Origin of the sequence: Rhodococcus koreensis, assembly GCF_017068375.1 — a bacterium.
Lineage (GTDB): Bacteria > Actinomycetota > Actinomycetes > Mycobacteriales > Mycobacteriaceae > Rhodococcus_F > Rhodococcus_F koreensis.
In genome coordinates, this window is the sequence record NZ_CP070609.1 from 1,877,400 (window position 1) to 1,900,749 (window position 23,350).

Genomic DNA, 23,350 nt, shown 5'->3' on the forward strand with positions numbered 1-23,350 from the left:
CGGTTGGGCGGATACGCGGATTGGGAATGGCACGAACCGGGTACCGAGACGAGATGGCCATTACAGATATCAAGGAGTACAGCCACCTCACCGAGGCGGACGTGGAGGCGCTGGGCGCGGAACTCGATGCGATCCGCGCCGACATCGAGGAGTCCCGCGGCGCCCGCGACGCGCGGTACATCGATCGGGCGATCAAGCTGCAGCGGTCACTGGCGATTGCGGGCAGGGTTGTCCTGTTCGGCAGCCGGAAGAGACCGGCGTGGCTCCTGGGTACCGCCCTGATGGGTGCGGCGAAGATCATCGAGAACATGGAACTCGGCCACAATGTCATTCACGGCCAATGGGATTGGATGAACGACCCCGAGATCCACTCGTCGAATTGGGAGTGGGACAACACATGCCCGTCCTCGGGGTGGAAGCACTCCCACAACTACGTGCACCACAAGTTCACCAATATCGTGGGACTCGACAGCGACGTCGGCTACGGGATTCTGCGGATGACCCGCGACCAGAAGTGGTCGCCGGTGTACCTGGCGCAGCCGTTCTACAACGTGCTGCTGGCGTTGCTGTTCGAGTGGGGTGTCGCGCTGCACCACCTGGACGTGGAGAGTATCCGGCGCGGCGACTACGACCGCGCCGAAACCCTTCGCAACGCGAAGGAGGTGGGACGGAAGATCGCGCGGCAGGTCGGCAAGGACTACGTGGTGTTCCCGGCGCTGACCGGCCCGGCGTGGAAGAGCACCCTCACGGCGAACATCACGGCCAACGTGATCCGGAACCTGTGGGCCTACGGTGTCATCTTCTGCGGCCACTTCCCGGACGGTGCCGAGAAGTTCACCGAGGAGGAGTTCGACCAGGAGACGAAGGCCGAGTGGTATCTGCGCCAGATGCTGGGCTCGGCGAACTTCCACGCGGGCCCGGTGCTCGCGTTCATGAGCGGCAATCTCTGCTACCAGATCGAGCACCACGCGTTCCCGGATCTCCCCAGCAACCGCTACGCCGAGATCGGCGTGAAAATGCGGGCACTGTGCGACAAGTACGACCTCCCGTACACGACGGGTTCCCTCCCCCACCAGTACGGACTCACCCTGCGCACCATCTTCAAACTCGCCCTGCCGAACCGCTTCCTGTCGGCGTCCGCGGACGACGCACCGGAGACGGCGTCGGAACTGCGCTTCCGCATCCGGGGTGGGATGAAGGAAGTGTTCGGGGTCGACCCTGCGACCGGTAAGCGGCGCGGGCTGCGCACGGCGCTGGCGATGATCCGCAACTGACCCGGACGCCCGCGCGTACCGGAAGCGTTGCACCGGATCTGATCGAACAGGATCACCTGGGCAGCAACGGTTCCCACCACCGCAACACAAGCAAGAAACGGCTATCGCGGCGATAGCCGCTGAGCCGGAGAAGTTCCTTGACGCTGCCGTGCGCCGACACCAGGATCAGTGAGACCGTCGTCACAAATCCCTTGATGTGTGGAGGTAACCTATGGCGTCACCTGTTCCCACTCCCGAATTCCCTATGCGCAGGACTTGCCCGTTCTCCGCGCCTGCCGGGTACCGCGAACTGCGAGATACTCAACCGGTTGCGCAGGTGAACCTTTGGGATGGCCGTTCGGCCTGGTTATTGACGCGCTACGACGACATCCGTTCGATCCTGCGGTCATCCTCGATCAGTTCGCAGACGAGAAGACCCAACTTTCCCTTCCTGTCCGCGTCCGATCAGGCAGCCAAGATGCAGGACGAATCCCTCCAACGGATGGACGGACCAGAGCACAGCCGACGGCGCCGACTACTGATCCCCTTCTTCACCGTTCATCGGATCGAGGCATTGCGGCCGACTGTGACGAAGTTGGTACGGGAACTCCTGGAGAACCTGGTCACCAAGACTCCGCCTGTCGACTTCTTCACCGAGTTCTCCCTGGTCGTGCCGTCGACAGTCGCATGCGAACTACTCGGCGTCCCCTATCAGGATCACGAATTCTTCCAGGAGAAGAGTGCGATACGGATCTCACGCACAGCCACCCCCACCGAAATCACGGAGGCCACCGACGAACTGCTCGACTACCTCGGCGGACTGCTCGACGCGCGCCGTGTCGAGCCCCGCGACGACGTCATGACCTTCTTGGCGGACCATGTGTCCAACGGTGATCTGACCCGCGAAGATGCGTTGATGGACGCGAATCTCCTCCTCCTCGGCGGCCATGAAACCACCGCCAACGTGATCACCCTGGGAACGATGGCGCTACTCGAGAATCCAGACCAGCTGGCGCGAATCACCTCCGGCGAGGTCACCGTCACCAACGCCATCGAGGAACTTCTCCGCATCACGTCGGTCACGCACAGCAATGCGATGCGCCTGGCGCTCGAAGACATCGAGGTCGGCGGTCGAACGATTCCGGCGGGCGACGGCTTCATTGCGGCGGTGTCCGCGGCGAACTGGGACGAGTCCATCTTCCCGAATCCGGAGGTACTCGATGTCGGCCGGCCGGAAGCCCGCCAGCACATGGCCTTCGGGTACGGCGTTCATCAGTGCCTCGGGCAGGCTCTCGCGCGCATGGAACTCGAAGTTGTGATCGAGGCCGTGTTCGACGTCATTCCCAGTCTCCGGTCGGCACAGCCGATCGAACAGCTCAGATTCAAGGATGATTCAGCGTTCTACGGGGTCCACGAATTCCCGGTTACCTGGTAGCGAACGAACCACACAGACAACTCATGGTGCGGGCTTCACCTGCCGGGTGGGCCCGTGAGGAAGTTCGATGGCAAGGAGCGGTTGTGATTCGGGTGTCGGTAGACAACACGAAGTGTATTGCGGCGGGACTCTGCGTCGGGCGTGAGCCGGGCATCTTCGATCAGAACGACGACGACGGTCTGGTGTTCGTTCTTCGGGAGAACGTCCTCCCCAGCGAGCAAGAGGGGGTGATCGAATCGGAACGTATCTGTCCATCCGGAGCCATTGTGGTGCACACGGATTGATCACGGTGCCCGATCGATGGGTGGAAAGCAGGCTTCACAGTGCGCAATTCGTTCAACGGAACCGAAGTGAGACTCGTGGTCGAACAACGGACGGTCCTCACCGATGACATCATCCAACTCGAGTTACGAAACGAAGACGGATCGGATCTTCCGGCGTGGGATCCGGGGTCGCATATCGAGTTGATCCTGTCGGAATCCATGGTTCGCCAGTATTCGCTGTGCGGAGATCCCGCCGACCGTGGCAGTTGGAAGATCGCGGTGCTCCGGGACGTCTCGGGCCGGGGCGGATCGCAACGAATTCATGATGAACTGCAGGAGAAGTCGTTCGTGACGGCACGGGGGCCACGCAACCTGTTCCCACTCCGGCCGTCACGTAACTACCTCTTCATTGCGGGCGGGATCGGTATCACCCCGATGCTGCCAATGATTTACGCTGCGGCGAAATCGGGTGCCCGATGGGCGATTCACTACGGTGGCCGCTCACGCAAGTCGATGGCTTTCGTCGATCAGCTGTTGGAATTCGACCACGCCGGCGTTCATCTCTATCCGCAGGACGAGGTCGGGTTCATCGATCTCGGTTCAGCACTGGCAGATCCCGATCCCGAGACCTTGGTCTACTGTTGTGGACCTGAACCGCTTCTCGCCGCGGTCGAGGACCAGTGCCGGCCGACCTGGCCTTCGGATTCTCTGTGTGTGGAACGCTTCTCCCCGCGAGCCATCGACGAGCACGCAGCCGAGACTGCGTTCGAAGTAGAACTGGTGCAGAGTGGGAAGACAATTACCGTGAATCCCGGTCAGAGCATTCTCGACGCCGTCGAACAGTCGGGTGTTCCGGTCCTCTCGTCGTGCATGGAGGGTACGTGTGCCTCGTGTGAGGTCGCGGTTCTGGACGGCGTCCCGGACCATCGGGATTCCGTTCTCGACGAGCGTGAACGCGAGGCCGGCAAGACGATGATGATCTGCGTCTCGCGTGCACTGAGTACGCGTCTCGCCATCGACCTCTGACCGGTAGAGCCCTTGCCCCCACGGGGGCAAGGGCTCTACCTTTTCGGCCAGGGCATGACGATCTACAACGCTCTACGTGCCAGGCTGAAGACCTGCCCGGTGGGACCGCCGACGCGCTGCTGGGCCAGCCACCCGACCAGTTCTGCGACTTCATGCGGCAACTTCACACGCTCACTCGGCAAGCCGTCAGGGGCTTCACCCACTGCGACCAGACCTCGAGTGAGCTGTGTCGCTACTGGCCCGGGAATCACTTCGTTCACGTCGATACCATGCTCCCAGACTTCTTCGGCCAAGGTCTTCGTGAGATGACTGACTCCCGCCTTGGACGCACCGTAGGCCGAAAATCCAGCCGTCGTGGAATGCCCGTGACCCGACCCGATCAGGATGATCCGGCCGCCGCCCGCCTCGATCATGAAGGGGAGAACGGCTCGCGCAATATTGAACGTGCCTATCAAGTTCAGTGTGACCACACGGGCCCAGTCGGCGGGATCGGCGTCGATCACCGCGCAGGGAGCCCCCGCACCGGCACTGTTGACGAGAACATCGACGTCACCGAACACATCGACGGCTTCACGGATCGCGGCATCGCACGCGTCGAAGTCGGCGACATCGCACGGTACGACCAGCGCCTTCGCGCCGAGCGCCTCCACCTCATGTGCGACAGCGTCCAGCTCCGCTGAAGTTCGAGAGGCCAGGACGATGTCGGCGCCCGCGCCTGCAAGGTGGAGTGCGCACGCACGGCCGATCCCTCGTCCTGCCCCGGTGACGACCGCAACCTTGTTCGACAGATCGAATGCGTCACTCTTACCTGCTATCTGATTGATCATGCGAGAATCCCTCTGCTACCTAGATCAGACGCGTGCGAAGGGCGGGACGATGTCTTCGTAGTGCACCGCGCCCTTCTCGAGCATGCCCAGCCGGTCCATCACCTCGGCAGCATGCTCGATCCCGCTACGAGTGACCTTCCAGTTGGGACCGACCTTCGGGAAGACACGATCGACCATGAAATCGATTGTCCTGGCCGCGTCTTCCGGTGCCTCGTTGTTGAAGGTTCCCTCGTTGAGGAGTTGTGCCGCAGCAGCCCGATTGTCAGTAATCCATGTCTTGGCCTCCCACTGCGCAGCAAGCCACGCGTCGGCAGTGTCCTGATTCGCTTCGACCTTGTCTTCACGCATGACCAAGGGACAAACCTGCAGATCACTCAACAGCTGCGGGGTACCGGCGGCACTGAAATCGATCAGCATCCGGCCACCGACTTGCGTGGCAACAGACAGACCCGCGCCGAACGTGAATCCCACATAGGCATCGAGCCGATCGTTCTTCATCTGGGCGATGGCCGCCGACAGCTGCCCAACCCCGAGGACAGTAATGTCATCGCGTTCCATCCCAGCCGCCTCGAGCGCCAGATTCAGAATGTTGTCGGTACCTGCACCGATCGCGGTGACACCAATCGTCTTCCCCTTCAAGGAAGCCATCTTTTCGACGAAAGAGGCGTTCTCACCGGGCCAGTTACCCGGCCCCACGATCAGGTTGTAGGTGTTGACCGGCATGCGCATACCGACAATCACCGGCCGTTTGCCGTTCTGACTCTTGGCGAAGGCGAGCATTGCGCCCATCGTGTCCATCGCAGCGCCATCGATCGCGCCCGCACTGACCATCTGCAAACCTTGCACACCGCTCTGGGGGTAGATGAGCTTGGGAACTTCCAGGTTGAAGAGGGAGAACTGGTTTTGAGCGACATTGATCGCATCGATCAGGAAGTTGTCGCCGGATGACGATCCCACGACGAATGGAGTCGGCCTCGCGAGCGCACCAGCTGCTTTCGGTCCCTGCGTTCCGGCTGCTCCGCCGCCTCCGCCGCATGCGGCGAGTACGGAACCGACACCGACGGCCAGCGCTCCAGCGCCGGCAAACTTGAACACATTGCGCCGGCTGATTGCAGACCCGGGCGCCGCTCCGCGAATTCGCCCGGCGGATTCGACACGGTGGAAATCCTTGCTCATCGCTCTCCCTAAGCTCACAACATCAGGGCAGGCAAAATCGATCGTTTCGCCTGAAAGTGGACAGCCGATCCCGAATCGTACAAACCACAGAAGTTCCCGCACGCGATATCACAGGACGTTCACTCACCCAAATCGGCTGGCCACTAGTGGACCAGCAGCGCACCGAGGTGTCAAGGTCGATCGACATACCCGGGAACTATCACCCCGATAGACATTTTCGGTTGCTCGTATACCCCCGGGATGCGATTCTCACCTCATGAGAGATTCTGTGTTGCAACGGCATCCAACTCGGAGTTTCATGCGCCTTCTTCGTCGGACCCGATAGTTCGCGCACAGTTGCCTCCGCTCCCCCGAACTGATCCGTAAAGGAACTGACATTGCACCAAGCACTGAGATCCAATGTGCCTGTCGCCGCCGCCGATGTCGAGTACGGCCGACTTCTCCGGTTGAACGGACATCGGATTGTCGTACTCGGGGCCGGAAGTGGCATCGGGGAACACACCAGTCGCATGTTGGCCTCCATGGGCGCCGAATTGGTATGCGTCGACGTCGACCCCGCGGGCGCGGAGTCGATCAGCCGAACCCTGAACTGCCCTTCACTCTGTGCCGACGTGACGTCCGAGTCCGGCGTCGCGGAACTCGTGAAGTTCATCGAAGACGAAGTCGGGGAGATCCACGGATTTGTCGACGTCGTCGGCAGGACGACTCCGAAGCCGTTGGCGGAGTTCACCTTGGCCGACTGGGAAGACGACTTCCGTGTCAATACCCGGCACGCGTTTCTTCTCGGGCAAGCGCTTTGTCCGCTGATCGCCCGCAGCGGCGGCGGATCCATTGTCTTCGTCTCCAGCTCGTGGTCCCAGTACGCCAGCCCGGCCGCCCCCGGTTACGGTCCCGCAAAGGCGGCGCTGAACACCTGGATCAAGCAACTCGCGGCCGCATACGGTCCGGCGGGCGTCCGAGTCAACGGCGTTACCCCGGGGTTCTTCCTGACCGCCCGCATGGTCGAGACGCTCGACCGGATCGGCCGGACAGCAGCAGAATCGATCGTCAACCAGGCTCTGCTCGAGCGCTTGGGGCAGGCGTACGAGGTGGCAGGCGCCATCGGATTCCTGCTGTCCCCGGCGGCCGGTTACATCACCGGCAGCCTGATTCCGGTCGAGGGCGGTGCGACCTCCCGAGACCCGCTCGGGTTCGCTCGGCGCGAGTGAAATCGACAGCAGCATAACCACTTCAACCAAGTGCACCGTCGTCGACGTCACGTCGACGGCGGTGCACCCGATTCCACTGCCTCGACCGAGGCCGAGCGAAACCAGTTTTCCCAGTCAGCTTTCCAGACCTATCGAGGTGCAGATTTGAAATCGAATGAAGTATCGAGCGGCAATAGTCAGAGGTGCCTGGTCGGTGTCCCTCGAGAATCGAGTGACGGTGAGCGCCGGGTGGCTCTGGTGCCGAAAATTGTGTCCGCTCTGATCGGCAAGGGCGTCGATGTGGTAGTCGAGTCCGGGGCCGGTATGGGGGCGTTGATTCCCGACGAGCTGTACACCGCTGCCGGGGCGAAGATCGGCGATCCGTGGACCGCTGATGTAGTGGTGAAGGTTGCACCCCCGTCCACGGACGAGATCAGCCGGATCAGCGCGGGGACGAGGCTGATCGGCTTCTTGAATCCGCGCAGTGCGGATAATCGGATTGCCGAGCTCGAGGCCGCCGGAATCGAGGCATACGCCATGGAGGCGATTCCACGTATTTCGCGCGCCCAGGTGATGGACGCGCTGTCGTCGCAGGCCAACGTGTCCGGCTACAAGTCGGTGCTGCTGGCGGCGTCGGAGTCGACACGGTTCTTCCCGATGCTCACCACGGCTGCGGGCACGGTGAAGCCTGCGACGGTGCTGGTGCTCGGTGTCGGTGTCGCAGGCCTGCAGGCGTTGGCGACGGCGAAGCGTCTCGGTGGCCGCGCAACCGGATACGACGTGCGTCCCGAGGTCGCGGACCAGGTGCGGTCGGTGGGCGCGCAATGGCTCGACCTCGGAATCGACGCGGCCGGTGAGGGTGGATACGCCCGCGAGCTGACCGAGGACGAGCGCGCGAAGCAGCAACGGGCTCTCGAAGATGCAATCAAAGGCTTCGACGTCGTGATCACCACGGCCCTGGTGCCGGGTCGTCCTGCCCCGCGTCTGGTGACTGCTGCCGCCGTCGAAGGAATGACGCCCGGCAGTGTCGTCGTCGACCTCGCGGGTGAAACCGGTGGCAACTGCGAGCTCACCGAACCGGGTCAGACCGTCGTCAAACACGGCGTGACCATCTGCTCGCCGCTGAATCTGCCGGCGTCCATGCCCGAGCACGGGTCCGAGTTGTACGCGAAGAACATTTCCGCGCTGATCGAATTGATGCTCCTCGACGGCGGTGCCGGCGAAGGAACGGGGAAGGTCGCCGTCCTGGCTCCGGACTTCTCCGATGAGGTTCTGGCCGGCGCGTGCGTCACCCGTGAAGAGAAGGGCGCCTGATGTACACATCGCTTCTGGCGAACATCGCGATCCTGGTGCTGTCCGGGTTCGTCGGTTTCGCTGTGATCTCCAAGGTTCCGAACACCCTGCACACTCCGCTGATGTCGGGTACGAACGCCATCCACGGCATCGTCGTGCTGGGTGCGTTGGTCGTCCTGGGCAAGGTGCACGATCCGTCGCTCGGGTTGCAGATCATCTTGTTCGTCGCGCTCGTCTTCGGAACCGTGAACGTTGTCGGTGGCTTCGTGGTCACCGACCGCATGTTGGCGATGTTCAAGGCCAAGCCGGCCGCCGCGTCTGTGTCGAAGGATGGTGACCGGTAATGGAATACCTGGTCAATGGTTTGTACATCGTCGCGTTCGCGATGTTCATCTACGGTCTCATGGGCCTGACGGGCCCGAAGACCGCGGTGCGCGGCAACCAGATCGCCGCGGTCGGCATGGTCGTCGCTGTCGTCGCGACGCTGATCTCCATTCGCGATGCGCAGATGGGGAACTGGATCCTGATCGCCTCCGGCCTCCTGATCGGTGTCTGTCTGGGTGTTCCGCCGGCGCTGCGCACGAAGATGACGGCGATGCCGCAGTTGGTCGCACTGTTCAACGGTGTCGGCGGCGGCACGGTCGCGTTGATCGCGTACGCGGAATTCCTGGACTCGGACGGGTTCACCGCATTTCAGCACGGCGAATCGCCGACGGTCCACATCGTCGTCGCCTCGCTCTTCGCCGCGGTGATCGGCTCGATCTCGTTCTGGGGCAGTGTGATCGCGTTCCTGAAACTGCAGGAGACCCTGCCCGGTCGCCCGATCGGAATCGGAAGGCTCCAGCAGCCGCTCAATGCTCTGCTGCTCATCACCGCAGTCGCGTTCTCGGTAGTCATCGGGATCAGGGCGATTTCGCCGGAAGGCCCGACCGGCTCCCTGTGGATCGTGGGGGTTCTGGTGCTCTCGGGCATCCTCGGCCTGATGGTCGTTCTGCCCATCGGCGGCGCCGACATGCCCGTCGTCATCTCTCTGCTCAATGCGCTGACCGGGTTATCGGCCGCTGCAGCAGGTTTGGCACTGAACAACCAGGCGATGATCGTCGCCGGCATGATCGTCGGCGCTTCGGGCACCATCCTGACCAACCTCATGGCCAAGGCCATGAACCGGTCCATCCCCGCCATCGTCGCCGGTGGATTCGGTGGCGGCGGCGGTGACGTGGCAGCATCGGACGGCGTCGTGCGCACGGCCAAGGCGACGTCGGCCGCCGACGCCGCAATCCAGATGGCCTACGCCAACCAGGTCATCGTCGTACCCGGATACGGATTGGCTGTCGCGCAGGCCCAGCACGCCGTCAAGGACATGGCGAAGTTGCTCGAAACGAGGGGCGTCGACGTCAAATACGCCATTCACCCCGTCGCCGGGCGTATGCCCGGTCACATGAACGTTCTTCTCGCCGAGGCAGATGTCTCGTACGACGCGATGAAGGAAATGGACGACATCAACGACGAGTTCGCTCGCACCGATGTCACCCTGGTGATCGGCGCGAACGACGTCACCAACCCGGCAGCGCGCAACGATCCGAGTTCACCGATTCACGGGATGCCGATCCTCAACGTCGACCAGTCAAAGTCCGTCGTCGTGCTCAAGCGTTCGATGAACTCCGGTTTCGCCGGTATCGAGAACCCGCTCTTCTTCGCCGAGGGCACGTCGATGCTCTTCGGTGATGCCAAGAAGTCGGTCGCCGAAGTGACCGAAGAACTCAAGGCGCTGTAGCGCTCGACCTAGGACGTCCACGCGTACCGGAAGCGTTGCGCGACCTCGTCGACCGGTTTGTCCCGGTACTCGGCGTGCTCGTAGCGCTTGACCGCCGCCAGCGCTTCCACGATGAGCGGACCGAACAGGTCCCGCGCGAGTGCCGAGGACTCGAATGCCCCGAGCACGTCGGACGGCAGGGTCGGGAGGAGGTCGACGGCGTGCGCGCCTGCCAGGTTCGCCGGGTCGACCGACACCTCGTCCGGTAGTGGAAACGCACCGACGATCCCGTCGTGGGCGGCGCCGAGAATGGCGGCGCCGCTCAGGTACGGGTTCGCGGAGGGGTCGACGGGTTTGATCTCGAGGTTCGCGCCGTGCGGGTTCCCGGCGGTGTCCGTGCACAGGCGGACCGCTGCCTCGCGGTTCTCCAGCCCCCAGCAGCGCGACACCCCCGACCACATCCCCGGGCGCAACCGCAGATGCGACAGCGCCGACCCGGCGAGAACCGCCGTGAACTCGGGTAGCGCCCGCAGGATCCCGGCGACCGCGGCGCCACCGGCGGCCGTCAGCCCGTGCGGGCCCGGACCTCCGGACAGGATCGGCCGATCGTCCTCGGCGAACGACACGTGCTGGTGGGCGCCGTTTCCCGCACCGCCCGCAACGGGCATGGGCGAGAACGACGCCCGCATCCCCTGGGCACGCGCGGTCCGGCTGATCAGTGCGCGAGCCAGCACCACGTCGTCGGCGGCCGTGACGGGGTCGGCGGGGGCGAGCGACACCTCGAACTGGTTGAGCCCGGCCTCGGCGTGGACCTGTTCGACAGGCAGCCCGGCCGTCGCTGCCGCGGCGAGCAGTCGTGCGAAGAATTCATCGTGCGCGAGAACGGCGTTCAGTCCGTACGCGGACCATTCGTCGGCCGTCGCCGCGTCGAACAGCGTGAACTCGATCTCGTGGCCGGTCCGCGCGCTCAGCCCGGATTCCTCCAGCCGCGCCGTCACCCGCCGCAGCGCATCCCGGGTGCAGGCGAGCGACGGCGTTCCGTCCTGCTCGGTGAGGCACGCCGGCGCCCAGTACGTGCCGTCGCCCAGATTTCTCACGTCGTCGGCGTCGATCCGCAGCCGAAGGTCGCCCACCACGGAGAAGGCCGGCGTGAACGCGAGGTGGTCGTCGACGCAGAACACACTCCAGCTCGGCGAGGCGCCCGCACCGGCGTCGACGAACGTGGACAGCCTCGCGATGGGCAGCATCTTCGCCCGGGAGACCCCGGCCATGTCGACGATCGAGCCGACGATGCGGTCGGTGGGGGCGAAGTCGTTCCCTGCGCCGCGCATCAGTGCCTCGCCACCGCCCCTGTCACGAACCGAGCAGCTGGTGCGCCCGCAGACCGACGTACAGTTCGGCGGCGTCGATGGGGTCGGAGAAATCGCGTCCCGTGAGGGTGTGAATTCGGCGCAGCCGGTACAGGACGGTGTTGCGGTGGTAGTGCAATTGGGTGGCCGCCGCCGTCGTGGAGCCGCGGCAGGAGAACCAGGCGTCGAGAGTGGCGAGCAGGCTTTCCTGTTCCTCCGCGGGCAGGGCCAGCACCGGTCCGAGTATCTGGTTCGACGCGAGCTTCCCGGCGTCGGGAACACTGACCAGCAGCAGCGACACCGGCACCGACTCGTAGCGGGTGACGGTGCACCCGCCGCGCCCCGCGCAGCGGCGGGCGATCCGCGCCTGCTCCACGGCCCGGCTCGTCCCACCCGGACGTCCGAACGCCGAGCTGACGCCGATCCGTCCGTGACCGGTGCGGCCGAGGATGTCCAGCGCCGAATCGAGGACCTCGGCGGTGGCGGCCCACAGCAGCCCGACCCGGCCGTCGACCTCCGAGTCCCACACCGAGTCGACCCCCGCACCGCGAAGGTCCGACTGGACGACGTCCGCTGCGGACGTGGACGCCGCCGCCTCGACGGACACGACGAGGAACGTGCTGTTCTCCGGAATCCGGAACGTGCGGAGCGCGTCGGCGGCGCCGGCCGGGTTGGCGGCATGGTCACCGAAGAGGGTGCGGATCAGCCGGCCCCGCGACTCGGCGTCCTCGCGGGCGCGCAGGTCGGCGGTCTCCCGGTAGGCCTCCGCGGCGCTGTCCGAGTAGACGTCCACCAGCGCCCACACCTGGGCGGCCATGTCGAGCAGCGCATTGGTGGCGCGGCCGTCCGAGCGGTTCATCAGTTCGTCCCAGATCAGGCGACCACCGAGCCGGAACGCGTGGAGCAGCGCCGCGAGCGGCACCCCCTGTTCGGCCTTCAACTGTCCGGCCGCACGCGCCGCCTCCAGCCGGATCGGCGCACTGCCCGCGAGGTTGCCCAGCATCGCCGTGAGGTTGTCGACGCACGCCGCGTACAACTGCTCCGGGGTGAGGAGTGTCGCCTCCACGTAGCCGTGCTCGGCCGACAGGATGCGCGAGACGAGTTCCTCGGACAACTCGTCCACCGACTCCAGCATCGAGCCCAGAAGATCGGTGGGCGAAGGCGCGACATCCGGGCTGACAGTCATCCGGCAAGACTATCCACCGGATGAAATCGGCGCCATCCCCCTTTTGTGCGACGGCATAGCCCCGGTGGGCTACATTCACAGCCGCTGCCTATGGCGCGGCGCCCGCAACGGGGACGAGAATCGGTGTTCTACGCCACAGAAATCTTCCAATTCTGTGGCGCGGCCCACCATGTACTCGACCCGAGCGGAGCTGTCCACCGTGAGCACTTCAGAACCCGAGGTCACCTCCAACACCACCTCGCCGCACCAGGAGGTCGACGCGGCCCTCGCCGACCTCGCCGAGGGCGAGAAGACCTGGGCCGACCTCTCCCTCACCGACCGCGGGACACTCCTCGACAAGGTGCACGACCTCACCGTGCAGCATGCCGCCGACTGGGTGGACGCCGCGGTCGCGATCAAGGGCCTGGACCCGAAGTCGCCGCTGGTCGGCGAGGAATGGATGTCCGGACCGTACCCGCTGGCCACCGGCACCGCGGCACTGTCCGCGAGTCTGGCAAAGCTCGACGCCGGCACCAGCCCACTGGACGGCGCCACGTTCGGCACCGCGCCGGGCGGCCGCACCACGGTCAAGGCGTTGCCCCTGAACATCTTCGACAAGTTGCTGCTCAGCGGATTCAGCGCGGACGTGTGGCTGCAGCCGGGAATCGATCGTGCGACGGCACAGCGTGACGCCGGCCTCGCCCAGCGCGACCCGTCGCGGACGCAGGGCGTCGGCGTGGTCCTGGGCGCCGGCAACATCACCTCGATCGCCCCGCTCGATACCCTGTACGAACTGATCGCGCACAACCGCGTCGTCGCCCTCAAGCTCAACCCCGTCACCGACCGCCTGCTGCCCGTGCTGACGCGGGTCCTCGAACCGCTCATCTCGATCGGCGCGGTCCGGTTGCTGACCGGCGGCGCGGACGTCGGAACGTACCTGGTGCACCACGACCTGGTCGACCACGTGCACATGACGGGCAGCGCGCTCACCCACGACGCGATCGTGTTCGGGACCGGCGAGGACGGTGCGCGGCGCAAGGCGGCGAACGAACCCCTCCTCGGCAAGGCCATCTCCAGCGAACTCGGCGGCGTGTCCCCCACCATCGTGCTGCCCGGCGAATGGAGCCGCGCCGACATCAAGTTCCAGGCCGAACACATTGCGACGCAACGACTGCACAACGGCGGCTACAACTGCGTCGCGGCGCAGGCTGTGGTCGTGTCGTCCGAGTGGAAGCAGCGCGACGAGTTCGTGGCCGCCCTGAAGGAGGCGCTCGACAAGGCACCGGAACGCACCGCGTACTACCCCGGCAGCGACGCCCGGGTCGCCGGCGCCGTCGCGTCGTTCCCCACCGCGGCCCGGCTGGGCGAGAACGGCGGACGCGTCCTGGTCAGCGATCTCGAGCCCGGCGCCTACGCCCCGCTCCTGCAGACCGAGTACTTCGCGCCGGTGCTCGGCGTGATCGACCTTCCCCACGGCGGCGCCGAGTTCGCGGCCCACGCCGCCGACCTCGTCAACGCGGACTTCGTCGGAACACTCGGGATCAACATCGTCGCGGCGCCGCACACCATCCACGAGATGGGTGCGGAGTTCGACTCGCTGCTCGAGAGCCTCCGCTACGGGACCATCGCAGTCAACGCGTGGACCGGCGTCGGCTACCTCACCGCCACCGCCACCTGGGGAGCCTTCCCCGGCCACACCCTGAACGACGTGCAGAGCGGCATCGGCGTGGTGCACAACGCGCTCCTCATCGACCGGCCGGAACGCACCGTCGTCCGCGGCCCGTTCCGGCCGTCGCCGCGGTCCATCCTGAACCGCGAGATGTCCATCTCGCCCAAACCCCCGTGGTTCGTCACCAACCGAACCGCCGCCACGACGGGCCGATTGCTGACAGGATTTGCCGGTGCACCCTCATGGACCCGCCTGCTGGCGATCTTCGCGTCCGCGCTGCGTGGGTGAGGGCTGCGAGTCCTCGTCCCGTCACCCCCGTCGAAGTGGAGATGAACGATGAATCAGGAACTGTCTGTGGCCGACTACGTGATCGTGGGGTCGGGTTCGGCAGGTGCGGTGCTCGCCGACCGGCTCAGCGCCGACTCCGGCAGCGAGGTCGTGGTCCTCGAGGCCGGCGGTGAGGACAAGGACAAGTTCGCGCACATCCCCGCCGCCTTCTCGAAACTGTTTCGCAGTGAACTGGATTGGGACTACCTGACGGAGCCGCAACCCGGGCTCGGCGGGCGCACGATCTACTGGCCGCGCGGCAAGATGCTCGGCGGCTCGTCGTCGATGAACGCGATGATGTGGGTGCGCGGATTCGCCGCCGACTACGACGAGTGGGCCGAACTCGCCGACGACACGTGGTCGTTCAGGGAAGTGGTCAAATACTTCCGCCGCATCGAGAACGTGCAGGACGCGTCGGACGCCGACAGCGGCACGGGCGGACCGATCGTCGTCTCGCACCAGCGGAGCCCCCGCGCCCTCACCGCGTCGTTCCTCGCGGCCGCCGAGGAGACCGGCTACCCCGTCGAACGGGCGAACGCCACTCGGCCCGAAGGCTTCTCACAGACCATGGTCACGCAGAAACGGGGCGCGCGGTGGAGTACGGCCGACGCCTACCTGCGGCCGGCACTGAAGCGGAAGAACCTGACCGTCCTCACCGGCGCCCAGGCCACCCGGGTGCTGTTCGAGGGCTCCGCCGCCGTCGGCGTCGAGTACGAGAAGGACGGGGTGCGACGCACCGTCCGCGCCGCGAAGGAAGTGATCCTCGCCGGCGGGGCGATCAACTCGCCGCAACTCCTCATGCTGTCGGGCATCGGCGACGAGGCGCAGTTGCGGGCGCACGGCGTCGCGGTGCAGCAGCACCTGCCGGAGGTCGGGAAGAATCTGCTCGACCACCTGGTGTCGTTCCTCGGCTACAGCGTCGACTCGGACTCGCTGTTCGCCGCGGAGAAGATCCCGGAACTGCTCAACTACCTGACCCGCCGCCGCGGCATGCTGACGTCGAATGTGGCCGAGGCGTACGGTTTCACGCGCAGCCGGGACGATCTGGCACTGCCCGATCTCGAGATGATCTTCGGGCCGGCGCCGTTCTTCGACGAGGGCCTCATCCCTGCGACCGGGCACGCCGCGGTGATCGGCACCATCCTCGTCAAACCCGAGAGTCGCGGCGAGATCTCGCTGAAGTCGGCGAATCCCCTCGCCAAGCCGATCATCGATCCCCGCTATCTCAGCGACAGCGGCGGAGTCGACCGACGGGCGATGCTCGAAGGACTGCGCCTGTGCGACGCGCTCGCGTCCGCGCCCGCGCTGAAGTCGCGGCTCGGCAATCTGATTCGCCCGGCAGTGGAACCGAGCACCCCGATCGACGAGATCCTCGAGCGGGCACTCCAGGAGAACGCGCACACGCTCTACCACCCGGTCGGGACGTGCCGCATGGGCAACGACGACGCGAGTGTCGTCACACCCGACCTGCGGGTTCGTGGGGTCGACAAACTGCGCGTCGCGGACGCGTCGATCATGCCCGCCATCATCCGCGGGCACACCCACGCACCGTCGGTCCTCATCGGTGAGCGGGCGTCGGATCTGATCCGCAACTCGTAGGGCGCTTCGCGCCCCGTGCGGGCGGCGGAGCCGCCTAGTAGCGGCGCGCCGCGTAGAACGGCATCGAATCGAGCGGCGACTGCTTGACGGGCTGCCCGGCGGTGGGCGCGTGGACGACCGTGCCGTTCCCGGCGTAGAGCCCGACGTGCTCCGCCCCGTTGAACAGGACCAGGTCACCCGGTTGCAGGCTGCCCTTGTCGACGGGCGATCCCCCGTTCAACTGGTCGTAGGTGGTACGGGGCACCGAGATGCCCACCTGCTTGTACGCCCACTGCACCAGGCCCGAGCAATCGAAGGAGTTCGGCCCGGTGGCGCCCCAGACGTACGGCGAGCCGATCTTCGACTCGGCGGCGGCGAGAGCCTGAGCGCCGTGGGTGGCCGGCATCGCCGGCGGGGCCGGGACCGGTCCCGGCAGTGGCCCGGGGTTCGGAGCCGGAGCGGATGGAACCGGAGGCACTGGCGGTACACCCGGTACCTCGAATGTCCCAATTCCTGGGATGGTGATCGGCTCCGCTGCAGCGGGAGCGACGGGAAGCAGGAACGCTCCCACTCCCACACCGGCGGCGATCAGAAGACCGCCGGTCGAAAACTGCAGACGATTGCCCCGACGCAATCTATGCTTGGCCATTGAGCTGAGTCCTTCAATTTTTGAGAGTCCGGCGACTTCCGTGCCGTTCGGACGAGACGTTAGATAACATCCCGGTCACGGACTCAGCGGACAACGGCCGATCGGCCCATACACATACCTGTTTTTGCAATACAGGTAGATAACGATTCGATATCGAACCGACCGGTCCGGCACGAAACACCAGAAACAGGTATGCGTTCGGGTAAATCGGCCCGTTACCGACGGCATCCCCGTCGTCCACGCTGTGTGCGTGTCACTGACCCAGAACTCAGAACCCGAGATCTTCGGGGAACCCGCAGATGCGGACGCCACGACCCTCACCGTCGTGGGTGCAGGCTCGCCCGTCGTCTTCCTGCACGGATGGGGACTCACCCCGCGGGTGTACGACCGCAGCCTCGCGATGCTCGCTCAACACGGGCATCGCGTCGTCACGCCGACGCTCCCCGGCTTCGGCGGCACCCCCGATCACGCGCCCGAGGACCGCACCTTCGCCGGTTACGCGGCCTGGCTCGGACGGTTCCTCGACGACGCGGGAATCAGTGAACCGGTCACCCTGGTCGGCCACTCGTTCGGCGGCGGCGTCGCCATCCAGGCTGCCCACGACCTTCCGGAGCGGGTCGCGCGCCTGGTCCTGGTCAACTCCGTCGGCGGCGGCGCCTGGTCGTCCGACGGCTGGCACACCCGGCCCATCGACGAGCGACCACTGTGGGACTGGGGCGCCTCGGCCCTGGGTGAGGCGCTGTCGATCCGGACCATCGCGCACACGACGGCATCGCTCGTCAACGGTTTTCTGCCCAACGCGCTACGGGATCCGGGTGCGGTCTGGCGAACGGCACACCTGGCCAGACGGGCGGATCTGCGCCACGAACTCGGCGTCCTCGCCGACCGTGGCCTACCGGTGTCCCTCCTGTGGGGTCGCGGGGACCGGACAATTCCCCTCGCCAGCTTCGAGTCGATGAGGAAGGCGCTACGCAATCCTCGCGTCATTACCGTGACAGGCAACCACGGCTGGCTGATCCACGACCCCACCTCTTTCGCCGACGCCGTCCGCCGGGCACTCCACCGCCCGTGAGTGGTCGGCGAGTGTAGGGACTCGCTCACCACGCACGGGCGGCGGAGCCGCTCAGCCTGCAGCGACCACCGGATTTCCGTCGGCGTCACTGCCGGGCGGATACGTGCCGTTCGCGTACGGGTTGTAGTCGTTGGTGAACAGGCCCTCCGCCGTCGTCCCGCCCGGTTTCAGCACCCCCAACCGCACGCCCTGGTCGATCCAGATCTGGAACTCCCCGGGATCGATCACTCCCCCGGCCGCGGGCACGCCGGCACTCTTCCACTGCCGGACGAACTCCGTCGACTCGTTACGCCCACGACCCTCGACGATCTTCACGAAACGATCGACCACCTCCTCCTTCGGCACCGTCTGCGTCCACCGCACGGCGCGCGCGACGCCCTGCACGAAGTCGCGGACAGCGTCCTCGTTCTTCGAGATGAAATCGTTCCGGAACACCACCGCCCCGATCCCCAGCGGGCCGGTGAGATCGACATCCGTGAACAGCGGCGTCAACCCGCCCCGGCCGAGCGCGGCATCCTTGACGATCCCCCCGAGATTCCCCACGTCGATCTGCCCCGACCGCAGTGCCTGTTCCGTGTTGTTCGGCGGCACCACGGTCAGCTCCACCTGGTTGATCTCGTCGTTGGTCAGGCCGGCACGGAACAGCCATTCCTTGATGACGTACTCGTGGTAGGCGCCGAGGGTGTTGATTCCCACCTTCTTCCCGATCAGATCGCGGGCCGTCCGGATGGGACTGCCGTCGAGGACGTAGTAGCCGTTGAAACTGTCGGCCTCGGTGTCGCCGTCCGATCCGTATACCGACACGACCCCGGTCAGCGGTGCCCCGGCATCGACGAGTTTGGCGATGGCGCCATTGAAGGCCGCCCCGAAGTCGGTCTCCCCGGTGGCCGCGGACTGAATGCTCTGCGGCCCACTCGTCGTGTCCCCCAACCACTCCAGTTGCACCTTCTCGAAGAACCCGAGATCCTCCGCAAGCTCGGGGAAGGTGACACTGGCCGGGCTGCCCTCGTACCGCAGCACCGTCTTGCCGTCCTCCGTCGTCCCGCCGCCCGAGGACGACCCACCACATGCCGCGACCACCAGCGCCACGGCCGTGACCAGCACCGCGGCGGCGAACGATCTGTTACGGCGCAACCCGATCGGCGACTCAGCCCTCATGTCGTCGTCCCCCTGGCTCAGTCGGAGCCGTGGAACGCGGTGCCGGCCACCGACCGCGACGGCTGACCGTCGACGCCGACCGGAACATCACCTTCGACCGTGGTGCGGTACAGCACCCGCACGACGTCGAGATGATCGAGATCCGCCGGCGCGAGGTGCGCGGTGATGCGGTTGTCCCACACCCCGATGCTGTTGTTCTGCCAGCGAACTCGAACCGTGTACGCCGGGTTCGTGACCTCCTCGAACAGCAGGTCGAGGATCCGGTCGCTCTGTGCCGGGGAGACGCCGAGGATGCGGCTCGTGAAGCCGGGAGTGACGAACAGCCCCCGCTCACCGGTCTCCGGATGCACGCGGACCACCGGATGCTCCGTCACGATCGGTTTCGTCGTGACGTTCTGTTCGGCGTCACTGCCCGCCTCCCAGCGCTTCTGCCGTCCCCCGAACCGGTGTTCGGCGCGCAGGCCGTCCACGAACGACTTCAACGATTCCGGCAGATTCGCGTACGCCGCCGCGAGATTGGTCCAGGTGGTGTCGCCCCCGACGTCCGGCACCAGTTCCGACCGCAGGAACGTGATCGCCGGCGGGTTCACCAGCGCCGAGACGTCGGTATGCCAGAAGTTCGCGTAGCTGTACTTGCGGGCACCGCCGCGGGCCGCGTACTTGCGGCTGTCCACCTCCAGGATTTCCGGGTAGCCCTCGGGGGCGTTGTAGTCGTAGGGGTGGGCCGGCGTCACCTTCCCGAAGTGCCGGGAGAACCGGATCTGCGCCGCGTGGTCGAGGGGCTGGTCGCGGAAGAACAGCACCTTGTGGTCAAGCAACGCCTGCCGCAGTCGTGCGGCGGTGGCCTCGTCCAGGTCACCCGCGAGATCCACACCGCTGACCTCGGCGCCGATATAGCCGGCAATGGGAGCGATCCGGAGCTCGGTGGCGACACCGGGACGGTCGTCGATAACTGTCATTTTCGTCTCCTTTATGGACTCGTGCGCCTTTCTGGTAGCGCCAGCTACCAGAAAGGCGCACGGGCGGCGAAGCCGCCTACTTCTCGCCGCGGAACGCCGCGCCGGCGATGGACGTGGATTCCTTGCCGTCGGGGCCGACGGGAACGTCGCCCTCGAGGGTGGTGCGGTACAGGACCCGGGTGACGTCGAGGTGGTCGAGGTCGGTGGGCGCGAGGTGGGCGGTGGCACGGTTGTCCCAGAACGCGAGGCTGCCCGGCGCCCAGCGGAAGCGCACCGTGTAGGCGGGGTTCGTCACCTCGGCGAACAGGAGGTCCAGCAGGCGGTCGCTCTGGGACGGCGACACCCCGACGATCCGGGCGGTGAACCCGGGCGTCACGAACAGGGCACGCTCCCCCGTCACCGGGTGAACCCGGACCACCGGGTGTTCGGTGACGAGCGGGTTCTCCCGCGTCTTCTGGGCGTAGCTGCTGTCCTCGGCCCACTGCGGGTGCCTGCCGCCGAACCGGTGCTCGGCGCGGAGGCCGTCGACGAGGCGCTTCAGTGAGTCCGGCAGACCCTCGTAGGCGGCGACGAGGTTGGTCCACTGGGTGTCGCCACCCTGCTCCGGGACGAGGTGCGCGCGCAGGATAGTGCCTGCCGGCGGGTTGATCAGCGCGGTGACGTCGGTGTGCCACTTGTTGTCGTAGCTGTACTTCTTGCGCCCGAAACGCTTCTCGTACTTGCGGCTGTCGACGGCGAGGATCTGCGGGAAGCCCTCGGGTGCTTCGTCGTCGTACGGGTGCGACGGCGTCACGTCACCGAACTTGCGGGAGAACGCGATCTGTTCGGCGTGCCCGATCTCCTGGTCGCGGAAGAACAGCACCTTGTAGCGATGCAGGGCGTCGCGAACCTGTGTTACCTCGTTGTCGGCCAGTTCTTTCCGGAGGTCGATACCGGAGATCTCGGCGCCGATGTGCCCGGCGACGGGACGGACCTCGAGCGCGGTGTCGGCGGACCGATCCGAGTCGGTGGGCGCTGCGGTGGTGACGGTCATGGGTACTCCTGGGTTTCGGGCTGAATCGATACGTCGCGATCATCATCGAATCCCGAACCACGTTGCTACAACGCTTTTTTCACAATGCGAAAAAGGTTCACCCTGAGTTTTTCCCTACCGGAACGCGGGAAATGCGGTTCCGGCGCCCGCACCGATCCGCGCCGCGACGCCCCGCATCAGCGGCACGATCTCCCGCACGAGATCGTCGGTGAGTCGCCGGCGGAGCGCCTGGACTCCGAGCGCGCCGCGGGGCCGTCCGTCGGCGTCGAGAACGGGAACCGCGACGGCGAGCACGTCCCGGTTCTCGACGGAGAAGGCTGCGGCGTACCCCCGCCGCCGGACCCGTTCGAGGTCCGAGGGCACCGGCACCGAACTGCCTCGCCGGGCGGACGCCGTGCCGAACGCCAGAATCGCCATGCCCATCGCGCTGGTCTGCAGTGGCTGACGCGCCCCGGGCAGCTGATGCGTGCAGAACCGTTCGGGTGGGCGCGCGGAGAAGACGGTGACCGCGACATCGTCCTTCGCGACGCCGAGGCTGGCGGTCAGTTTCACCCGCGCGGCGAGCGAATACAGGTGCGGCGCGAACGCTTCGGCGTCGTGCCGCCCCAGCGACGGCACGGCGAGGGAGATCAGGCTCGGCCCCACCCGATAGCAGTCGGTGTGCTCGTCGCGTTCGAGCAATCCGCCGCGGACGAGGGCCTGCACGATGCGGTACGCGGTGCTGACGGCCAATCCGGTGCGGGCGGCGAGCGCGCTGACCGTCAGGTCGGTGGCTCCGCCCTCGAAGCAGGCGAGGACCGCGATCGCCCGCTCGACCGCCTGCGACCCCGACCGCGGTGAATTCACCAGGCCTCCTTACCGTCTGGACGCAGTCAGGCCGACCGCGCGGCTCCGTACTCGGGAAGCGGCACCGCGAAGCGGTCGCGCAGGGTCTTCTCCGCGTATTCGTGGCGGAACAGTCCCCGCTTGCGGAGCAGGGGCACCACTTCGTCGACGAAGGTGTCGAGGCCGGACGGGAACGCGTCGGGCATGAGGTTGAATCCGTCGGCCGCCTCGGCGCGGAACCACGCCTCGATGGTGTCGGCCACCTGTTCCGGGGTGCCGATGACGGCTCGGTGGCCGCCGCCGCCTTTCAGCTCGCGCAGGAGCTGGGCGACGGTCAGGTTCCGCTCACGCGCCAGCCCGACCACCGATTCGCGGAATCCGAGGGAACCCGAGAACGTCGCCGGGTCGGGCGGCCCGTCCAGCAGCGACTGCGGGATCGGCTGGTCGAGGTCGAGTTCCGCGAGCGGGACACCGAGCGTCAGACCCAGCCGGTCCCAGCCGAACCGGGCGGGGACGTGTTCGCGGAGCTGCTCGTGTCGAGCGATCGCCTCCGCTTCCGTCGAGCCGATGACGGTGATCAGCCCGGGCAGGATCTTCACGTCGTCCGGGTTGCGGCCTGCCGCCCGCGCCACGTCCTTGACGTGCTTGTAGTGCCTGCGCGCGGAGTCGAGCGTCAGTTCCGCGGAGAATACGCCGTGAGCGGTGCGTCCGGCGAGCTCGCGCCCGGCGGGTGATCCACCCGCCTGCACGAGCGGCGGCTGCCCCTGCTCCGACGCCGGAGCCCGCAGCACGCCGTCGACGTCGAAGAACTCGCTGTGGTGCGACACCGGGACACCGCTGCGAGCGCTCTCCCACAGCGCGGTGACCACACCGACGAACGCCTCGGCACGGCGGTAGCGGTAGTCGCGGTCCGGGATCTGGTCGAAGCCGAAATTGGCTGCCGCCGTCGGTGAATACGTGGTGACCACGTTCCACCCCACCCGGCCACCGCTGAGGTAGTCGAGGGAGAGGAAGCGTTCGGCGAGATCGCGCGGGTCGTTGAACGTGGTGGAGGCGGTCCCGATCAGCCCCAGATTCTCGGTGGCTGTCGCGACGGCCGCCAGGATCACCGACGGTTCGAGCGCCCGGGTCGGCTTGACCCGGGGGTTCTCCCAGAAGCCGGGACCGTCGGCGAGGAAGAACGCGTCGAGGGTGCCGCGCTCAGCGATCCGCGCGACCCTGGTGAAGTGGTCGAGATCGACGAACGAGTGGGCGTGCACGTCGTCGAGCGTCCACGCCCCGGGGGCGATGCCCACGTCGAGCACGTTCACGTTGAGCACCAGTTGGCGTCGGGAGCTACTCACGGCTTTGCCT

Annotated in this window: 21 protein-coding genes; 11 read left to right on the forward strand and 10 right to left on the reverse strand. The window is 66.2% G+C overall.

Annotation, left to right across the window (positions count from 1 at the left end; all coding sequences use genetic code 11):
- Positions 1–53: 53 nt before the first annotated feature.
- The 4 genes from JWS14_RS08745 (at position 54) to JWS14_RS08760 (ending at position 3,977) form a co-directional block, all read left to right on the forward strand.
- The gene (locus JWS14_RS08745; protein WP_072944170.1) at positions 54–1,274 is read left to right on the forward strand and encodes a fatty acid desaturase family protein; all 1,221 of its coding nucleotides are present in this window, start codon (positions 54–56) and stop codon (positions 1,272–1,274) included.
- A gap of 244 nt (positions 1,275–1,518) precedes the next feature.
- Positions 1,519–2,688, forward strand: coding sequence for a cytochrome P450 (locus JWS14_RS08750; protein ID WP_241031658.1), 1,170 nt, complete (start codon positions 1,519–1,521; stop codon positions 2,686–2,688).
- Positions 2,689–2,771: 83 nt separating this feature from the next.
- A complete protein-coding gene (locus JWS14_RS08755; RefSeq protein WP_206012904.1) occupies positions 2,772–2,972 on the forward strand; it encodes a ferredoxin in 201 nt (66 codons plus the stop codon).
- A 66-nt stretch (positions 2,973–3,038) separates the two neighbouring features.
- Positions 3,039–3,977 (forward strand): PDR/VanB family oxidoreductase, encoded by a 939-nt coding sequence (locus JWS14_RS08760; RefSeq protein ID WP_206012905.1) that lies wholly within the window; start codon positions 3,039–3,041, stop codon positions 3,975–3,977.
- Positions 3,978–4,039: 62 nt separating this feature from the next.
- On the opposite strand, the gene JWS14_RS08765 is transcribed toward JWS14_RS08760, so the two are convergent.
- Positions 4,040–4,804 (reverse strand): SDR family NAD(P)-dependent oxidoreductase, encoded by a 765-nt coding sequence (locus tag JWS14_RS08765; protein ID WP_206012906.1) that lies wholly within the window; start codon positions 4,802–4,804, stop codon positions 4,040–4,042.
- Between the two features lie 24 nt (positions 4,805–4,828).
- Positions 4,829–5,980 carry an ABC transporter substrate-binding protein gene (locus JWS14_RS08770; protein ID WP_206012907.1) on the reverse strand — a complete coding sequence of 384 codons (1,152 nt, stop codon included), beginning with the start codon at positions 5,978–5,980 and terminating at the stop codon, positions 4,829–4,831.
- 401 nt (positions 5,981–6,381) lie between these two features.
- Here JWS14_RS08770 and JWS14_RS08775 point away from each other — a divergent pair, with 401 nt between their 5' ends.
- The 4 genes from JWS14_RS08775 (at position 6,382) to JWS14_RS08790 (ending at position 10,234) form a co-directional block, all read left to right on the forward strand.
- Positions 6,382–7,188, forward strand: coding sequence for an SDR family NAD(P)-dependent oxidoreductase (locus tag JWS14_RS08775; protein WP_259376073.1), 807 nt, complete (start codon positions 6,382–6,384; stop codon positions 7,186–7,188).
- Positions 7,189–7,332: 144 nt separating this feature from the next.
- Positions 7,333–8,481 (forward strand): NAD(P) transhydrogenase subunit alpha, encoded by a 1,149-nt coding sequence (locus JWS14_RS08780; protein ID WP_206012909.1) that lies wholly within the window; start codon positions 7,333–7,335, stop codon positions 8,479–8,481.
- Positions 8,481–8,804: an NAD(P) transhydrogenase subunit alpha part 2 gene (locus tag JWS14_RS08785; protein ID WP_072944158.1), complete on the forward strand. Its 324-nt coding sequence runs from the start codon at positions 8,481–8,483 to the stop codon at positions 8,802–8,804. The genes JWS14_RS08780 and JWS14_RS08785 overlap by 1 nt, the downstream gene beginning before the upstream one ends.
- On the forward strand, positions 8,804–10,234 hold the full coding sequence (locus JWS14_RS08790) for an NAD(P)(+) transhydrogenase (Re/Si-specific) subunit beta (RefSeq protein ID WP_206012910.1): 1,431 nt from the start codon (positions 8,804–8,806) through the stop codon (positions 10,232–10,234). Before JWS14_RS08785 ends, JWS14_RS08790 begins: the two co-directional genes overlap by 1 nt.
- 8 nt (positions 10,235–10,242) lie before the next feature.
- Here JWS14_RS08790 and JWS14_RS08795 read toward each other — a convergent pair whose 3' ends face one another.
- On the reverse strand, positions 10,243–11,544 hold the full coding sequence (locus tag JWS14_RS08795; RefSeq protein WP_206012911.1) for a type I glutamate--ammonia ligase: 1,302 nt from the start codon (positions 11,542–11,544) through the stop codon (positions 10,243–10,245).
- Positions 11,545–11,566: 22 nt separating this feature from the next.
- Positions 11,567–12,748, reverse strand: coding sequence for a PucR family transcriptional regulator (locus tag JWS14_RS08800; RefSeq protein WP_206012912.1), 1,182 nt, complete (start codon positions 12,746–12,748; stop codon positions 11,567–11,569).
- A 199-nt stretch (positions 12,749–12,947) separates the two neighbouring features.
- Between JWS14_RS08800 and JWS14_RS08805 the strand changes: the two genes are divergently transcribed.
- Complete coding sequence (locus JWS14_RS08805) at positions 12,948–14,684, forward strand: aldehyde dehydrogenase family protein (RefSeq protein ID WP_206012913.1); 1,737 nt, start codon at positions 12,948–12,950, stop codon at positions 14,682–14,684.
- A gap of 48 nt (positions 14,685–14,732) precedes the next feature.
- Positions 14,733–16,322: a GMC family oxidoreductase gene (locus JWS14_RS08810; RefSeq protein ID WP_206012914.1), complete on the forward strand. Its 1,590-nt coding sequence runs from the start codon at positions 14,733–14,735 to the stop codon at positions 16,320–16,322.
- 34 nt (positions 16,323–16,356) lie between these two features.
- Here the strand turns inward: JWS14_RS08810 and JWS14_RS08815 are convergent, their stop codons facing one another.
- Positions 16,357–16,950: a C40 family peptidase gene (locus tag JWS14_RS08815; protein WP_095865853.1), complete on the reverse strand. Its 594-nt coding sequence runs from the start codon at positions 16,948–16,950 to the stop codon at positions 16,357–16,359.
- 244 nt (positions 16,951–17,194) lie between these two features.
- Here JWS14_RS08815 and JWS14_RS08820 point away from each other — a divergent pair, with 244 nt between their 5' ends.
- Positions 17,195–18,022, forward strand: coding sequence for an alpha/beta fold hydrolase (locus JWS14_RS08820; RefSeq protein ID WP_179377900.1), 828 nt, complete (start codon positions 17,195–17,197; stop codon positions 18,020–18,022).
- Positions 18,023–18,073: 51 nt separating this feature from the next.
- Here JWS14_RS08820 and JWS14_RS08825 read toward each other — a convergent pair whose 3' ends face one another.
- The 5 genes from JWS14_RS08825 to JWS14_RS08845 form a co-directional block, all read right to left on the reverse strand.
- A complete protein-coding gene (locus tag JWS14_RS08825; protein ID WP_072944146.1) occupies positions 18,074–19,180 on the reverse strand; it encodes an ABC transporter substrate-binding protein in 1,107 nt (368 codons plus the stop codon).
- A 17-nt stretch (positions 19,181–19,197) separates the two neighbouring features.
- Positions 19,198–20,139: a TauD/TfdA dioxygenase family protein gene (locus JWS14_RS08830; RefSeq protein ID WP_072944144.1), complete on the reverse strand. Its 942-nt coding sequence runs from the start codon at positions 20,137–20,139 to the stop codon at positions 19,198–19,200.
- Positions 20,140–20,215: 76 nt separating this feature from the next.
- Positions 20,216–21,172 carry a TauD/TfdA dioxygenase family protein gene (locus tag JWS14_RS08835; protein WP_206012915.1) on the reverse strand — a complete coding sequence of 319 codons (957 nt, stop codon included), beginning with the start codon at positions 21,170–21,172 and terminating at the stop codon, positions 20,216–20,218.
- Positions 21,173–21,286: 114 nt separating this feature from the next.
- The gene (locus JWS14_RS08840; RefSeq protein WP_206012916.1) at positions 21,287–22,018 is read right to left on the reverse strand and encodes an IclR family transcriptional regulator; all 732 of its coding nucleotides are present in this window, start codon (positions 22,016–22,018) and stop codon (positions 21,287–21,289) included.
- 26 nt (positions 22,019–22,044) lie between these two features.
- Positions 22,045–23,340, reverse strand: a complete 1,296-nt coding sequence (locus JWS14_RS08845; RefSeq protein WP_206012917.1) for an LLM class flavin-dependent oxidoreductase — start codon at positions 23,338–23,340, stop codon at positions 22,045–22,047.
- Positions 23,341–23,350: the final 10 nt, after the last annotated feature.

Bases quoted from the DNA above. Each gene is read 5' to 3' on its own strand.
- JWS14_RS08745 (WP_072944170.1), top strand. From the start codon at position 54: ATGGCCATTACAGATATCAAGGAGTACAGCCACCTCACCGAGGCGGAC.
- JWS14_RS08750 (WP_241031658.1), top strand. From the start codon at position 1,519: ATGCGCAGGACTTGCCCGTTCTCCGCGCCTGCCGGGTACCGCGAACTG.
- JWS14_RS08765 (WP_206012906.1), bottom strand. From the start codon at position 4,804: ATGATCAATCAGATAGCAGGTAAGAGTGACGCATTCGATCTGTCGAAC.
- JWS14_RS08770 (WP_206012907.1), bottom strand. From the start codon at position 5,980: ATGAGCAAGGATTTCCACCGTGTCGAATCCGCCGGGCGAATTCGCGGA.
- JWS14_RS08785 (WP_072944158.1), top strand. From the start codon at position 8,481: ATGTACACATCGCTTCTGGCGAACATCGCGATCCTGGTGCTGTCCGGG.
- JWS14_RS08790 (WP_206012910.1), top strand. From the start codon at position 8,804: ATGGAATACCTGGTCAATGGTTTGTACATCGTCGCGTTCGCGATGTTC.
- JWS14_RS08795 (WP_206012911.1), bottom strand. From the start codon at position 11,544: ATGCGCGGCGCAGGGAACGACTTCGCCCCCACCGACCGCATCGTCGGC.
- JWS14_RS08800 (WP_206012912.1), bottom strand. From the start codon at position 12,748: ATGACTGTCAGCCCGGATGTCGCGCCTTCGCCCACCGATCTTCTGGGC.
- JWS14_RS08810 (WP_206012914.1), top strand. From the start codon at position 14,733: ATGAATCAGGAACTGTCTGTGGCCGACTACGTGATCGTGGGGTCGGGT.
- JWS14_RS08815 (WP_095865853.1), bottom strand. From the start codon at position 16,950: ATGGCCAAGCATAGATTGCGTCGGGGCAATCGTCTGCAGTTTTCGACC.
- JWS14_RS08825 (WP_072944146.1), bottom strand. From the start codon at position 19,180: ATGAGGGCTGAGTCGCCGATCGGGTTGCGCCGTAACAGATCGTTCGCC.
- JWS14_RS08830 (WP_072944144.1), bottom strand. From the start codon at position 20,139: ATGACAGTTATCGACGACCGTCCCGGTGTCGCCACCGAGCTCCGGATC.
- JWS14_RS08835 (WP_206012915.1), bottom strand. From the start codon at position 21,172: ATGACCGTCACCACCGCAGCGCCCACCGACTCGGATCGGTCCGCCGAC.